The sequence below is a fragment of the Pseudodesulfovibrio sp. genome (assembly GCF_028692895.1).
Taxonomy (GTDB): domain Bacteria; phylum Desulfobacterota; class Desulfovibrionia; order Desulfovibrionales; family Desulfovibrionaceae; genus Pseudodesulfovibrio.
The window spans coordinates 1-12,879 of sequence record NZ_JAQUWN010000082.1 but is presented as its reverse complement, the minus strand read 5'-3'; the positions used below and the strand labels follow the sequence as shown (position 1 = coordinate 12,879).

13 protein-coding genes and 2 tRNA genes are annotated in these 12,879 nt (G+C 64.3%); 7 read left to right on the top strand and 8 right to left on the bottom strand.

From position 1 onward, the window contains the following. Nucleotides 1-5: 5 nt before the first annotated feature. A tRNA-Thr gene (locus tag PHP91_RS15270) sits at nucleotides 6-81 on the bottom strand. 67 nt (nucleotides 82-148) lie between these two features. Continuing rightward, nucleotides 149-225: transfer RNA gene (locus PHP91_RS15265), tRNA-Pro, on the bottom strand. Nucleotides 226-504: 279 nt separating this feature from the next. Between PHP91_RS15265 and PHP91_RS15260 the strand changes: the two genes are divergently transcribed. Beyond that, nucleotides 505-1,467, top strand: a complete 963-nt coding sequence (locus tag PHP91_RS15260; RefSeq protein ID WP_300142607.1) for a hypothetical protein — start codon at nucleotides 505-507, stop codon at nucleotides 1,465-1,467. 175 nt (nucleotides 1,468-1,642) lie between these two features. Continuing rightward, nucleotides 1,643-2,185 carry a chemotaxis protein CheW gene (locus tag PHP91_RS15255; RefSeq protein ID WP_300142604.1) on the top strand — a complete coding sequence of 181 codons (543 nt, stop codon included), beginning with the start codon at nucleotides 1,643-1,645 and terminating at the stop codon, nucleotides 2,183-2,185. Between the two features lie 44 nt (nucleotides 2,186-2,229). Here PHP91_RS15255 and PHP91_RS15250 read toward each other — a convergent pair whose 3' ends face one another. Next, nucleotides 2,230-2,808 carry a Smr/MutS family protein gene (locus PHP91_RS15250; RefSeq protein ID WP_300142601.1) on the bottom strand — a complete coding sequence of 193 codons (579 nt, stop codon included), beginning with the start codon at nucleotides 2,806-2,808 and terminating at the stop codon, nucleotides 2,230-2,232. 282 nt (nucleotides 2,809-3,090) lie between these two features. Between PHP91_RS15250 and PHP91_RS15245 the strand changes: the two genes are divergently transcribed. From PHP91_RS15245 to PHP91_RS15230, 4 genes are all read left to right on the top strand, one after another. Beyond that, nucleotides 3,091-3,849, top strand: a complete 759-nt coding sequence (locus tag PHP91_RS15245; protein WP_300142598.1) for an ABC transporter ATP-binding protein — start codon at nucleotides 3,091-3,093, stop codon at nucleotides 3,847-3,849. Between the two features lie 22 nt (nucleotides 3,850-3,871). Then, on the top strand, nucleotides 3,872-5,032 hold the full coding sequence (locus PHP91_RS15240) for a SufD family Fe-S cluster assembly protein (RefSeq protein WP_300142595.1): 1,161 nt from the start codon (nucleotides 3,872-3,874) through the stop codon (nucleotides 5,030-5,032). A 171-nt stretch (nucleotides 5,033-5,203) separates the two neighbouring features. Further along, nucleotides 5,204-5,791: a TetR/AcrR family transcriptional regulator gene (locus PHP91_RS15235; protein ID WP_300142592.1), complete on the top strand. Its 588-nt coding sequence runs from the start codon at nucleotides 5,204-5,206 to the stop codon at nucleotides 5,789-5,791. 25 nt (nucleotides 5,792-5,816) lie between these two features. Continuing rightward, a complete protein-coding gene (locus tag PHP91_RS15230) occupies nucleotides 5,817-6,272 on the top strand; it encodes a metal-dependent hydrolase (RefSeq protein WP_300142589.1) in 456 nt (151 codons plus the stop codon). Between the two features lie 30 nt (nucleotides 6,273-6,302). On the opposite strand, the gene PHP91_RS15225 is transcribed toward PHP91_RS15230, so the two are convergent. Then, nucleotides 6,303-7,361 carry a glycosyltransferase family 4 protein gene (locus tag PHP91_RS15225; protein WP_300142587.1) on the bottom strand — a complete coding sequence of 353 codons (1,059 nt, stop codon included), beginning with the start codon at nucleotides 7,359-7,361 and terminating at the stop codon, nucleotides 6,303-6,305. A gap of 12 nt (nucleotides 7,362-7,373) precedes the next feature. Beyond that, a complete protein-coding gene (gene sucD, locus PHP91_RS15220) occupies nucleotides 7,374-9,452 on the bottom strand; it encodes a succinate--CoA ligase subunit alpha (protein ID WP_300142584.1) in 2,079 nt (692 codons plus the stop codon). Nucleotides 9,453-9,603: 151 nt separating this feature from the next. Between sucD and PHP91_RS15215 the strand changes: the two genes are divergently transcribed. Then, complete coding sequence (locus PHP91_RS15215; protein WP_300142581.1) at nucleotides 9,604-10,371, top strand: hypothetical protein; 768 nt, start codon at nucleotides 9,604-9,606, stop codon at nucleotides 10,369-10,371. An 18-nt stretch (nucleotides 10,372-10,389) separates the two neighbouring features. Here PHP91_RS15215 and PHP91_RS15210 read toward each other — a convergent pair whose 3' ends face one another. From PHP91_RS15210 to PHP91_RS15200, 3 genes are all read right to left on the bottom strand, one after another. Beyond that, nucleotides 10,390-10,800, bottom strand: coding sequence for a response regulator (locus tag PHP91_RS15210; RefSeq protein ID WP_300142578.1), 411 nt, complete (start codon nucleotides 10,798-10,800; stop codon nucleotides 10,390-10,392). A 29-nt stretch (nucleotides 10,801-10,829) separates the two neighbouring features. Beyond that, on the bottom strand, nucleotides 10,830-11,741 hold the full coding sequence (locus PHP91_RS15205) for an exopolyphosphatase (protein ID WP_300142575.1): 912 nt from the start codon (nucleotides 11,739-11,741) through the stop codon (nucleotides 10,830-10,832). A gap of 97 nt (nucleotides 11,742-11,838) precedes the next feature. Then, nucleotides 11,839-12,879 (bottom strand): HD domain-containing protein (locus PHP91_RS15200; RefSeq protein WP_300142572.1); only part of this gene is annotated, 1,041 nt, incomplete at its 5' end.

Genomic DNA, 12,879 nt, shown 5'->3' with positions numbered 1-12,879 from the left:
ATATGTGGAGCTGCTGGACGGGATTGAACCGTCTACCTCGTCCTTACCAAGGACGCGCTCTACCGATTGAGCTACAGCAGCGTTCCGGCTGTTTTCGATGAAATGGCAGGCCGAGTCTTTCATCGGCCCGCCGGGGTCTTTCATCGTTTGGTCGGGATGAGAGGATTTGAACCTCCGACCCCTTGAACCCCATTCAAGTGCGCTCCCAGACTGCGCTACATCCCGACGCGAAGGGAGTAACTATATGGAGCGGTCCGGATTGTCAATCGGTTTTGTAGAGAAAATTTCAAGATGCCCGTTTTTTCCTCCCCGATCCGTCGCCGGGAATTCTCCCGGCCCGGCCGGGAGTTGCGTCATTGCTTGATCGAGGCCGGGCAGGGCGGCCCTCCCGCCCGGCCGGACGGCGCGGCTCCCGGCTGGACGGAATGCGCACGTTGGTCTACATAGTCACTTCCGGCGTCCCGCCGCCAGGGCGGGGCCGCCGTTCCGGATCAATCGCACACCATGCCGGGTAGCATCATTATGGACAAGAAGGTCGACGTCCTCATCAACGTCTTCGCCAAGCCCTACCAGACCGCTCTGTCCCTGCTGTCGCTCATGCGCCACAGCGGCCGGTGGATCGACCGCATCTGGTTCGTCCAGGACAACCCCGAGGGCGCGGCCTTCGCCGGACGCCAGTTCGTCCTGGACCTGTTGCCCAACATCGAGTTCTACGAGCCCGTGGAGTCACGCTGGATCAAACATGCCGACTTGTCGCGCATGGGGGAGGAGCCGTACCGCCATTCCCTGCGCTACCAGTACGGCTGGGAGAAGACGGACAAGGACTGGGCGCTCGTGGTCCACAACGACATCAACGTCAAGGGCGACGTGGTCGGCCGGCTCCTGGACGCCATCCCCGGCCATCTGGCCGCCGGGCAGGTCGGCATGTGCTGGGTCTGCCCCGCCCATCACCACGGGCTGTGCTCGTCCGGGCGGTACCTGGAGTATCGGCCGGGCCTCAAGGAATTCCTGGCCATCGCCTCCGACCCCAAGGGGACCATGCTCACCGACGTGGTCAACTACATGGTCTGTCCCCAGTTGCGGCGCAATCCCTGGCCGCTGCCCGCCTGCCGGGTCAACGAGTGGTGCGCCCTGATCGACATGGCGAGGGCGCGGCCCCTGACAATGCCCCTGGGCGAAGTCCGGCCCTTCGGGGCCTATGTCTTCGACGGCGTGATGAAGGAGCCGGGGCCCGGCGAGGCGTACAAGGAGTTCGTCAACCACTTGGGCATTGTCTACGACATCGGCGTGGCTTGGTTTCGGGATATGCACCACCTGGGGCATACCTGCGCCCATGTGGACCTCGCCCCGGTGCTGGAGCATTGGTGGGGAGTGAAGACCCGGTATGACGATGCGTTGTATCATCAAAAGGAACTGCGCGCCCGCGCCGTCCTGGAGAAGGAATACGGAGTCCGCTTTTCGCGCTGACGAAACGGACTGCGCGGTGTTCCCCGTAGCGATTTTTTTCCGGGTCGGTCTAGGTTTATAATGGCGCGGGGTTGCAAAGCCGGTTAGAAAAGAGTCGGGAAAAGCGGATTTCTCACGGCAGGGCCGTGAAGATCCGGGAGTCTAGGATTAATCTCACCTATCCGGGGGTAGTTTCATGGCAGATGACACCTTGAAAGATATCAACCAGTTTCTGACGTTCACGCTGGGCAAGGAGATTTTCGCCCTGGATATCGGGACGGTGAGAGAGGTGCTGGAACTCACGTCCATCACCAAGATTCCCCGCACGCCTGAGTTCATGCGCGGGGTGATCAACCTGCGCGGCCATGCCGTGCCCGTGGTTGACATGCGCCTCAAGCTCGGCATGTCCAAGGCTGCGGACACCGTGGACACCTGCATCATTATCGTGGAGATCGAGTTCGACGGCGAATTCACGGTGATGGGCGCGCTGGTGGACTCCGTGCGCGAAGTCTTCGAGATGACGCCCGACACCATCGAGGCGGCCCCGAAGATGGGCGCGGCCATCAATGCCGAATACATCAAGGGCATGGGGCGCCAGAACGACCAGTTCATTATCATCATCGACATCAACAAGATCTTCTCCGCCGAGGAACTGGCCATGGCCAGGGAGATGGCGGGCAACAAGGGAGCTGGCGAACAGCCTCCGGCCGAAGAGGCCGCAGCCCAGGCCACCGCGTAGAAACAAAGGCCCCGCTTCACCGAGCGGGGCCTTTTTCGTCTCGTCTAGAACTGCTCGTCCCAGTTGAGCGTCTTGTCCCACTTGATCTTGCCCTCGTTCTTCTTCTGCTTGCGCAGCAGGACGTAGAGCGCGCCCGCGCCGCCGTCCTTGGCCTGGGCCGTGCAGAAGGCCAGAACCACGCGCTTGAGGGGGTCGCGGGTCAGCCATGACTCTGTCTCCCGCCGCAGGATGGGCAGGCCGCCCGGCGAGTTGATGCCCCGGCCGGTCACCACCAGGACGCAGCGGAGATTCTGCAGGTAGCTCTCGCGGATGAAGAAGAGCAGGTTGTCCCGCGCCTGGTCCGAGGTCATGCCGTGCAGGTCGATGTGCGCGCCCACGCTGAGCGCGCCCGCCTTGAGCTGCTGGAAGGTCTTTATGTCCAGGCCGCGCACGTAGCCGTACATGTACTCCTCGGTGTATTCGAGCTCGAACTCCACGTCGCCTCGGATGAACCGCTGGAGGTCCTGCCGGGCGGTCTCCTCCGGGTCGTCGATGGTGACGCCGCCGGAGGCGGACAGGGTGGGCGCGGAAACCTGGCGGCCCTTGCCGCCCGCCATCTGCGCCACGCCGTGCATGGCGTTCATGAAGAGCTCCTCGTCCGCCGGGCCGCCTTCATTTTTTTCAGGGGTATCCGGTTTGGCTTCCTTCTTGTAAGGTAGCGAATATACATCATCTTTATCTTTCTTAAAGGTAAAATCCTTCAGGCCGCCCATGTCTTTGATGCGTTTCTTTCCGCCCATGTGTTGCTCCGTTCGTTCTGGTGCTTATATTGGAGGTCTGCGTTGTCGAGCCGGGATTTCCTGGACTTCCCGGCCAGCCTTCAGTAACTGAGGCTCCCTGCATTTCGATTCAAAGCGAGGAAACACATGCTGACCATTGAAGACTTGCATGTCAACATCGGTGACAAAGAGGTCCTGCGAGGGATCAATCTTCAGATAAACGAAGGGGAAACCTTCATCCTCTTCGGCCCCAACGGCTCCGGCAAGACGTCGCTGCTCATGACCCTCATGGGCTTCTCCGGCTACGACGTGACCAAGGGGACCATCATCTTCAAGGGGCAGGACATCACGCGGATGCCCATGTACGAGCGCGCCCGGCTGGGCATCGGCATGTCCTTCCAGCGGCCGCCGACCATCCACGGCCTGCGCACCCGGCATCTGGTGCGGATGTGCTCGCGCAACGGCGAAGTCAATCCGGACGCCCTGGCCCAGAGCGTGAACATGACCGAGTTCCTGGACCGCGACATCAACGCGGGCTTCTCCGGCGGCGAGATCAAGCGATCCGAGCTGCTCCAGCTCATGGCCCAGCAGCCGGACCTTGTCCTGTTCGACGAACCGGAATCCGGCGTGGACATGGAGAACATGCAGTTGGTGGGCAAGGTGGCCCGCGACGTCCTGGACGGCAACTACAAGACCTTCCCGGACCTCAGCCTGAAGGAGCGCAAGCAGCGCATCAAGACGGCCGGGCTGATCATCACCCACACCGGCTACATCCTGGATTACGTCAACGCCGACCGAGGCCAGGTCCTCTTCAAGGGGCACCTTTGCTGCGAGGGGCGGCCCAGGGACATCATGGAGCACATCCGGGAGCACGGCTACCAGGAATGCGTCCGTTGCATGAACTAGAACTCCCCATGGAGATTGAGATATGAGCAAGGTAGATCTTTCGCGATTCAAGTTTGATGGCCTGAAGCAGAACCCGCTCGCGGACCTGCGCGACCTTTCCGACGAGGACAAGGACCAGTTGCTTATGGCGGGCGTCACGTCCGACCTGAGCACCCGCTCGGCCTCCTACCTGCAGATGGACCAGAACGCGGTGCACTGCAAGTCCAACAACCCGGACGTCGAGATTATGGACATCAAGGACGCCCTGGTCAAATACGACGGGCTCAAGGAATACTTCTGGACCCTGGTGGACAAGGACAAGGACGAGTACACCCGTTCGGCCTATGACAACCTGCACGGCGGCTACTTCATCCGCGTCAAGGCCGGGGCCAAGGTGGAGGAACCCATCCAGTCCTGTCTGATGCTCAAGACCGAGAACGTTGGCCAGAACGTCCACAACATCATCATCATCGAGGAAGGGGCCGAGGCGCACATCATCACCGGCTGTTCCGTGGCCCACGGGACCACCGCGGGCGCGCACCTCGGCATCTCCGAGTTCTTCGTCAAGAAGAACGCCTCCCTGACCTTCACCATGGTCCACAACTGGAGCGAGCACGTGGCCGTGCGGCCCCGGTCCGCGGGCGTCGTGGAGGAGGGTGGCACCTTCCTGAACAACTACGTGCTGCTCAAGCCGGTCATGGACCTGCAGATGTACCCGGCCATCACCCTGAACGGGGCCAATGCCCTGGCCCGGTTCAATTCCGTGGTGGTCGCCTCCAAGGGCGCGCTCCTCGACATGGGCAACCGCGTGGTCATGAACGCGCCCAACACCCGGTGCGAGATCATCGCCCGCACCATCGCCAGCGGCGGCACCATCATCAACCGTGGCCACATCGGTGCGCACGCCGTGCCGAGCAAGGGACACCTGGAGTGTCAGAGCCTCATCGTCGGCGATGGCCGCAGTTGGGCCATTCCCGAGCTGGACGGCACGGTGGAGGGCGTAGAGCTCTCCCACGAGGCCTCCGTGGGCAAGATCGCCCAGGAGGAGATCGAATACCTCATGGCGCGCGGCCTGGACGAGGAAGAGGCTACCGCGACCATCGTCCGGGGCTTCCTGAACACGGACATCATGGGGTTGCCCGAGCGGCTTCAGAAGGAAATCGACAAGCAGATCGACGAGTTGCAGGCCTCCGGGAGCATGTAGCCGTCTTGTGAAGAAGAGAAGGGGGCGGAGCCACGGGGTTCCGCCCTTTTTTTATCGCGCGCGGATTGAGCCGCCACTTGAATTAATGCGCACGGCGTACTAAGCAAAGGACGGCCCACAGGCCCGGCCCGGCGTCGGATTTCGGAAAGCAACCCAGACCGGAGGAGCACCATGGCGAAAAAGGAAGATATCCTGCTGGCGGCACAGGAGAATTTTGCCCGCAGCGGATATGCCGGGACGACCATGAAGATGGTTGCCGAGCAGGCCGGCGTGGCCTCCGGGCTGGTTTTCCATTATTTCGACAGCAAGGAAAACCTGTTCATGATGGCGGGCAGCGAGCTGATCGACACCATGCTCGAAGTCATCCGCCAGGCCATCGCCGACGCCCCGGACGGGTGCGAGGCCCTGGGGGCATTTGTCCAGGCCTACCTGGAGTTCACCATCGACAACGCCCGGACCTTCCCGACGCTCCTGCGCTGCTCCCCGTTCAGCGACGACAACCCGGACCTGGACCGCAAGAAGATCGGGGCCAAGTTCCGCGAGATCATTGACATCATCGAGTCCATCCTGCGACGCGGCATCCTGGACGGCTCCATCGTCGAGCTGCCCGTGGCCCAGACCGCCTTCCTCATCTACGGCAGCATCCTCGGCGCGGTGCGCACCAAATTCCTCGCTCCCTACGACGTCCCCGGCCTCTATGGCGAGGCCCGGCGGATGATCGTGCGCAGCGTCCGCAACCCGGAGTGCGACGCCCGCTAGCCGTCCGTCGGCGAAAGGACGCTGTATGCCCGGTTACAAGGGACATCTGGCCGGAGGGCTGTTTTTCGCCGTCATGGGACTCGTGGGTTGTGTTCTGCTCGGCTGGCTGGTCCTCGATCCGCTGCTGGCGGCCGGGCTCACGGGGTTCTGTCTGCTGGGCGCGCTCTTCCCGGACGTGGATACCGACTCCAAGGGCCAGAATCTCTTCTATGCCGTGTTTGCGGCCGTGGACCTGGGGCTGATCGCGGGGAAGCACTACATGTGGGCGGCCTGGCTCGGTTTTTTCGCCATGCTTCCGGCCATCGACTCCCACCGGGGCTGGACCCACACCTGGTGGGCCATGCTGGTGGTGCCCCTGCCCATCCTCGGCGTGCCGCTGATGGTCCAGGGCGTGGAGTCCCTGCGCGTCTTCCTGCCGTTCTACGCGGCGTTTTGCACGGGCTATTTCTCCCACCTGCTTCTGGACGGGGAGTTTGTCTGATCCGGGGGCGGGGCGGCTTGAAGGGGCTGGTCAGCCGGCCAGAGTGCGATAAATCTCGATATATTTCGCGGCCATGATCTCATCGGTATAGTCGGCGAGGGAAGCCGTGCCGTTCTCCACCAGCCGGGCGGCCAGATGCGGTTCGCCATGGACGCGGGAGATGGCCCGGGCCAGTTCGCGCGGGTCGCGGTTGCGGAAGACCAGGCCGTTGAGCTCGTGGGCGACCAGCTCCAGGTTGGAGGGGAGGTCCGAGGTGATGACCGGGGTGCCCGATGCCCAGCCCTCCTTGATGACCGCGTTCGAGCCCTCGCCGTCCACGGACGGCACGGTGAGGATGTCGATCTCGGGCAGCACCTCGCGGCTGTCGCGATGGCCGAGAAAGAGGATGGAGCGGGACAGGTCCAGCCGGTCCGCCCTGGCCTTGAGTTGGCTGAAGAGCGGGCCGTCTCCGGCGATGAGGCACTGCCAGGCGGGCAGGGAGTCGTCCTCCTTGAGCGCGCCCAGGGCGTCGATGAGGACCTCGAATCCCTTCTGGGAGCTGAGTGCGCCCACTGCGCCGATGGTCAGCATGGGGTGGCGGCGCTTTTCCCGCGTGTAGCGGGTTGCGTCGATGCCGCTGTGGATCACCGCCGTCTTTTCCGCCGGGACGCCGCAGGCCACCAGCACGTCGCGGATCTCGCCGCTTACCGCCACCAGCCGGTCTCCCTCCAGGTATTTCCGTTTGCTCCAGCCCGTCTTGAGGGGATAGGAGACCCGCCGACTGTGGATCAGCCTGCAATTCCCGCGCAGCTTCTTGAGCAGCGCGCCCAGGGAGGCCCCCTTGGCGTCGTTGGTGTGTATGACGTCCGGCCGGAACCGGGCCGTGACGCGCATCAGGGAGAACAGGGTCAGCGGGTTGAGGTCGCTGGCCGAGGGCAGGGTGACGTGGGGGATGCCCGCCTCCTCCAGGAGGGGGCGGAGCGGGGCCTTGGCCGGGAGGACCACCAGGGGCTCGAAGCCGGGCGTGCGGGCCAGACCGCGGGCGAGGTAGAACACCTGCCGCTGGCCGCCGCGCAGGATCTTTCCCATGTCCAGAAGGAGTATTTTCAACTTCAAATCCCGTTACTTGAGTGCGTCCTCGGTCATCGGGGCGATGCTCCGCAGACTGGGGCAGAGGGCGAATCCCGCCCGGCGCATGGCCTCCAGCTTGCGTTCGATGCCGCCCTGCCGTTCGAGGATGGCGCCGGCGTGGCCCAGCCGCTTGCCCGGCGGGGCGGTCCGTCCCGCGATGAAGGAGATCACCGGTTTGCCGAACCCGGTGCGGAGGACGTATTCAGCCAGATTCTCTTCGGCTTGTCCACCGATTTCGCCCAGCACAATAACGGTCCGCGTCTCCTCGTGATTCCGAATCATTTCGAAGAGATCGACGAAGTCCGTGCCGATGAACGGGTCGCCGCCGATGCCTACGCACAGGGATTGGCCGATGCCGATGGCGCTCAACCGGTAGGCCACCTCGTAGGTCAGGGTGCCGCTGCGGGACAGGATGGCCACCGGGCCGGGGGTGAAGGGCGTGTTGGGGAGGATGCCGATCTTGGTCCGGCCCGGCACCATGATGCCGGGAGTGTTGGGCCCGATCACGCGGGTGGGGGAGTGCTTGATCCGCTCGAAAACGGCCAGCATCTCGTGCTGGGGGATGCCCTCGGTGATGCACACGGCCCAGGGGATGCGGTTTTCCGCCGCCTCCAGCACGGCGTCGGCCGCCAGGCGCGGGGGCACGAAGACGATGCTCGCCCCGATGTCGTGGTCGCGCCGGGCCTGGGCGATGGAGTCGTAGACCGGCACGCCCTCCACCTCCTGGCCGCCCTTGAAAGGGGTCACGCCCGCCACCACGTTGGCGCCGTAGTCGAGCATCAGCCGGGTGTGCAGCCGTCCCTCGCGGCCGGTGATGCCCTGGACCAGGATGGGCGTGTCCCGGTCGATGCCGAAGCGGGCGGTCGAGACGTAGGTCGAGCCTTCCTGCCTGCGCCGGGGCGCGGTCGGTTCCGGGGCCGGATAGTCGGGCCGGGCGTCCCGGCCGGGCTCCAGGCTGTAGAGCACGTTGATGGCTTCGCGCATGTTGGAGACGATGGACAGGCCGTCCACGTCCAGGTCGCGCAGGATTTGCAGGCCCGAGGCGGCGTCCTTGCCCGCCATGCGGACCACGATGGGCTTTTGCGGCGCTTCCCCGTCCAGGGCGCCGCGCAGGGCCAGGGCCACCTTCTCGCAGGAGAGGATGCCGCCGAAGAGATTGATGAAGATGGCCTTGGCGTTGGGGTCGCCGAAGAGGAGGTCCAGGGCGGTGCGCATACGTTGCTGGTCCGCGCCGCCGCCCAGGTCCAGGAAGTTGCTGGCGGGCAGGCCGGAGAAGTTCAGGGCGTCCATGGTGGCCATGGCCAAGCCCGCGCCGTTGACCACCAGTCCGACCCAGCCGGGCAGCCCGACGAAGGAGAAGCCCGCGTCGCGCGCCGTGTTTTCCTCGACCGTGGCGTGCTCGCGCTGGTAGTATCGCTCCATCTCCGGGTGGATGTCCCGGAAGCTGTCGTCCACCTCCACCTTGCCGTCCAGGGCCGAGAAGCGCCCCTCGCCGTCCAGGATGAGCGGGTTGATTTCGGCCATGAGCAGCCCGTTGTCCAGGACGCAGCCGAGCAGGGTGGCCAGCAGGTGGGCCAGGGGCTGGAATTGCTCATTCTCCAGGCCGAGATGGAAGAACGCGGCCCGGACCTGATGGGGCTCCAGCCCGCCGGGGAGCCGGATTTCCTGGACCAGGAGGTTTTCCTCGCCCTGGCTTTCGATGTCAACGCCGCCCTGGCGGCCCACGGTCAGGAGCAGGCAGCGGCGCGGGCGGGACACGGTCAGGGAGAGGTAGAACTCCCGCCGGATGTCGACGGCGGGCTCCACGCGGATAAGGGGCACGGCGTGGCCCTTGATGTCGATCCCAAAAAGGGCGCGGACGGTGGGGGTGAAGTCGTCGGCGCGCTCCACGCGCAGGATGCCGCCCGCCTTGCCCCGTCCGCCGGTGAGCGCCTGGGCCTTGAGGAACCAGGGCAGGGGAAAGGGCGGGCGGATCTCGGCTTCCTCTCCGGGGAATACGGCGACGCCCTGCGGGACGGGGATGCCGGATTGCTCGAAAAGGGTCTTGCTCTGGTGTTCGTTGAGCAACATGCTGGGGCTCCTTGTTTGAAAAGACGCGCGGTTGCCATGTGATGTGGATGCGGGGGACTGGCGACTCCATCAAAGGGTTGACCCGGACCCCGTTCCGGGCGAGAATTTACAAGTTTATAAAATAGAATGCGCCGATGTGCCAGGAGTTCCCATGTCTGATTTGAAGGAATTCGCCGATCAATTGCAGGAAGAGGTGGTCTCGGACATGGCCGAGGCCTATTTTGGCGAACGCAAGGACCTGGAGGAGCTGATCGAGGCCTACGGACGGATGGCGGAGGACGTGCGGGCCCTGGGCCCCCGGCTCTTCGAGGCCGCCGCCCGTCTGCACCGGCTGCTGCTCGACCGGGAGACGGCGGAAGCCTTCTACGTCGCCCTGGGGGTGGACCCGGCGGCCATGCCTTTCCCCGACGATCCGCCGCGCCCCTTCTTCGACCGCCTTCCCTTCGCCTTCACCGCCCTGGGCCGGTACGAGCGCTGCGTCTTCCGGGCCTACGACCTTTTCCGCCAGGAGGCGGACGTTTACTTGAACGGTCGTTATTTCATTGATCCCGAGCAGGGCAAGCGCAAGCGGCTGACCCCTCATTACGTACGCGTCAAGGCCCTGGCCGACCACCTCAACGCCGAGATCGACAAGATCAACCGCCGCTCGGTCTGCGGCGCGCTCCAGTATGTGAAGAACATGGACCCCGAGCACGCCCGTCAGGAGCGGCTGATGGGAGACACGGACTGCCAGGGCGAAACGCTGAATCACGATCTGGAGTTCGTTCCCATCGATTTCGAGGGGATCGGGCTGCCCGTGGTCCCGGAGTTGCCGCCGCTCTACAAGGTGAAGGAGAAGATCAAGGCGTTCTGCGGGCGCGTCTGGGCCGCCCGGCGGGAGGAGGCGGTCCGGGCCATGGAGTCGCTGCTCGAACGATGAGGGCGGCCGGTTCCCGGCTTAGAGAATCTCGAATTTGTTCAATTCGTGGACAAAGGCTTCGGCGTTGGTGAGGGAGTCCTTGGGGATGTAGGCCTCGGCCCTGTCCCGAAAGAAGGACTTGCTGACGTTCTTCACGTCCCGGTGGGCCGTGAGCATGACCAGCTTGAAGGACTCCACCGGGTTCACCCCGTTCCGCTCCTCGATGTCCCGCAGTTGGCGCACCACCTCGTGGCCGTTCATGCCCGGCATCTCGATGTCCATGAACACGGCCCGGAAGGGGGCTTTCTCCCGCAGGTGATGCTCGAACTGCAGGACGGCGTCGTCGCCCCTTAGGGCCACGGTGCATTGGGCGTAGGCCGAGAGCTTCAGGGCCACCAGGGCCGCGAAACGTTCATCGTCGTCCACGATGAGAAAATGCGTGTGGGGCATGATGGTTTTCCCCCCTCCTGTGGGGACTGCTAACCGTCGGCGTTGATGTGATCCACCAGTTTCTTCAGGATTTCCGAGACTTCGCCTTCCGTGACCTGGCAGGTGCCCACGGCCCGGTGTCCGCCGCCGCCGAAGGAGAGCATGAGCTTGCCCACGTCGGTCTTGCTGGAGCGGTTCAGGATGGAATGGCCCACGGTGAAGACCACGTTTTGGCGTTTGAAGCCCCAGATGACGCGGATGCTGATGTTGCATTCCGGGAAGATGCTGTAGATCATGAACCGGTTGCCGCAGTAGATGGTGTCCTGGTCGCGCAGGTCGAGGACGACGGCGTTGCCGTAGACCTTGGCGTTGTCCTTGACCATCTGGATGAACTTCGGCTCGTCCTTCCGGTACTTCTGGATGCGTTCCTTGACGTCGTCCATCCCCATGATCTCTTCGGCCGTCATGGTGCGGCAGTATTCGATCATGTCGAGCATGAGCTGGTAGTTGCTGATGCGGTAGTCGCGATAGCGGCCCAGGCCGGTGCGCGGGTCCATGATGTAGCCCAGCAGGACCCAGTCCGAGGGGTTGGTGATGTCTTCGGCGGTCAGGTCGGCGGAGTCCACCTTGTCCACGGCGTCGAGCATGGGGGCGAAGCGGGCCGGGAACTTGTCCGCGCCGTAATACTCGTAGATGACGCGCGCGCAACTGCGCAGGGGTTTGCTCATGCCTTCGAATTCGATGTCGCCCAGGCGGTCCTGCTCGCTGGTGTGGTGGTCGAACCACAGCCCGCAGCCCTGCACGTAGGGCACGTTGGCCAGGACGTCCTTCCTGGTGACTTCCACCTTGCCGTCCTGCAGGTCCTTGGGATGGGCGAACAGGTAGTCGTCGATGATGTTCAGGTGTTTGAGCAGGGTGGCGCAAACCAGCCCGTCAAAGTCGGATCGGGTGACAAGTCTCATGGCGCATCTCCGTTAAGGCTTTTTCTGACCGTATCATGCTCAAAAACTATTACTATTATTATACGGACTATTGCTTGATGTAAATATACAAGCCTTGCTATTTGTTGCTTTTTACCAGCGCCTGGGCGCGCAGGTCGCGCAGCCGGCGGCCGGACTCGGCGTCCAGGTTCCGCAGTTCGAGGGGCAGGTGGACCTTGAGGATGGCGGCCAGGTCGCGGCGCGCGCGGTGGGCGAAATCGCGGTCGTGGTCCGCCCTGACCAGGGCGAAGACGGTCTCCATGGTTCGGTTGAGGTGCAGCCGCATGAGCAGGTCCACTTTGGTGCCGGGACGGAGCCTGTCGTAACCGGCGGCCACCATGTGCCAGCGCGCTCCGTCCGCCCCGGCGGCCATGTGGGCGTTGGAGAGCCGGAGGCGGCGGGCCAGTCCGGCGGCGGGCTTTTCGCCCAGGACGTCGTGGTTGTGGTGATGGGGCCACTTCTCGGGGTCGGTCAGGGGTTTGCCGATGTCGTGGCACAGTCCGGCCCAGGCCGCCATTGGGTCGCCCGCCAGGGCGTCCATGACCCGGCAGGTGTGCTCCAGCGCGTCGGCGTCGTGATAGGGCAGGGGCCCGGCCGGGATGGCGTCGCCGCCCGCGAATTCCTCGAACCAGGGCGAGAGGCAGCCCGCTCGGCACAGCAGCCGCAGGAAGTTGCCCGGCGCGGCGGCCGCGAGGGCCTTGCGCACCTCGGCGCCGACCCGGTCCGCCGCGATGGCGCCGAGCCGTCCCTCGTCGGCCACGGCGCGCATGGTCTCGACCAGTTCGGCGTGGGGCTCGAAGTCCGGCAGGGAGGCCCAGAACCGCGCGGCCCGGAACACGCGCAGGGGATCGTCGAAAAAGGATTCGCGCGAGGCCGGGCGGAGCACGCGGGCATGGAGGTCCTCCAGGCCCTGGGGGTGGCAGACCAGTTCGCCGTCCTCGTCGAGGAGCAGGGCGTTGACAGTCAGGTCCCTGGACCGTAGTTCATGTTCCAGGAGCTCTGCGCGCGGGAACGAGAATTCGAGCCCCTCCAGCAGAAAGACCGGAAAGGCGTGCCCCACCTCCCTGGCTGCCGGATGCTCGGCCTGGAACGTTTCCTTCGAGGTCTCCGTTACCAGGTA

What these genes read in the sequence shown, in the direction of transcription:
- PHP91_RS15260 (WP_300142607.1), top strand. Translation starts at nt 505, where the DNA reads ATGCCGGGTAGCATCATTATGGACAAGAAGGTCGACGTCCTCATCAAC.
- PHP91_RS15255 (WP_300142604.1), top strand. Translation starts at nt 1,643, where the DNA reads ATGGCAGATGACACCTTGAAAGATATCAACCAGTTTCTGACGTTCACG.
- PHP91_RS15250 (WP_300142601.1), bottom strand. Translation starts at nt 2,808, where the DNA reads ATGAACGCCATGCACGGCGTGGCGCAGATGGCGGGCGGCAAGGGCCGC.
- PHP91_RS15245 (WP_300142598.1), top strand. Translation starts at nt 3,091, where the DNA reads ATGCTGACCATTGAAGACTTGCATGTCAACATCGGTGACAAAGAGGTC.
- PHP91_RS15240 (WP_300142595.1), top strand. Translation starts at nt 3,872, where the DNA reads ATGAGCAAGGTAGATCTTTCGCGATTCAAGTTTGATGGCCTGAAGCAG.
- PHP91_RS15235 (WP_300142592.1), top strand. Translation starts at nt 5,204, where the DNA reads ATGGCGAAAAAGGAAGATATCCTGCTGGCGGCACAGGAGAATTTTGCC.
- PHP91_RS15230 (WP_300142589.1), top strand. Translation starts at nt 5,817, where the DNA reads ATGCCCGGTTACAAGGGACATCTGGCCGGAGGGCTGTTTTTCGCCGTC.
- sucD (WP_300142584.1), bottom strand. Translation starts at nt 9,452, where the DNA reads ATGTTGCTCAACGAACACCAGAGCAAGACCCTTTTCGAGCAATCCGGC.
- PHP91_RS15215 (WP_300142581.1), top strand. Translation starts at nt 9,604, where the DNA reads ATGTCTGATTTGAAGGAATTCGCCGATCAATTGCAGGAAGAGGTGGTC.
- PHP91_RS15210 (WP_300142578.1), bottom strand. Translation starts at nt 10,800, where the DNA reads ATGCCCCACACGCATTTTCTCATCGTGGACGACGATGAACGTTTCGCG.
- PHP91_RS15205 (WP_300142575.1), bottom strand. Translation starts at nt 11,741, where the DNA reads ATGAGACTTGTCACCCGATCCGACTTTGACGGGCTGGTTTGCGCCACC.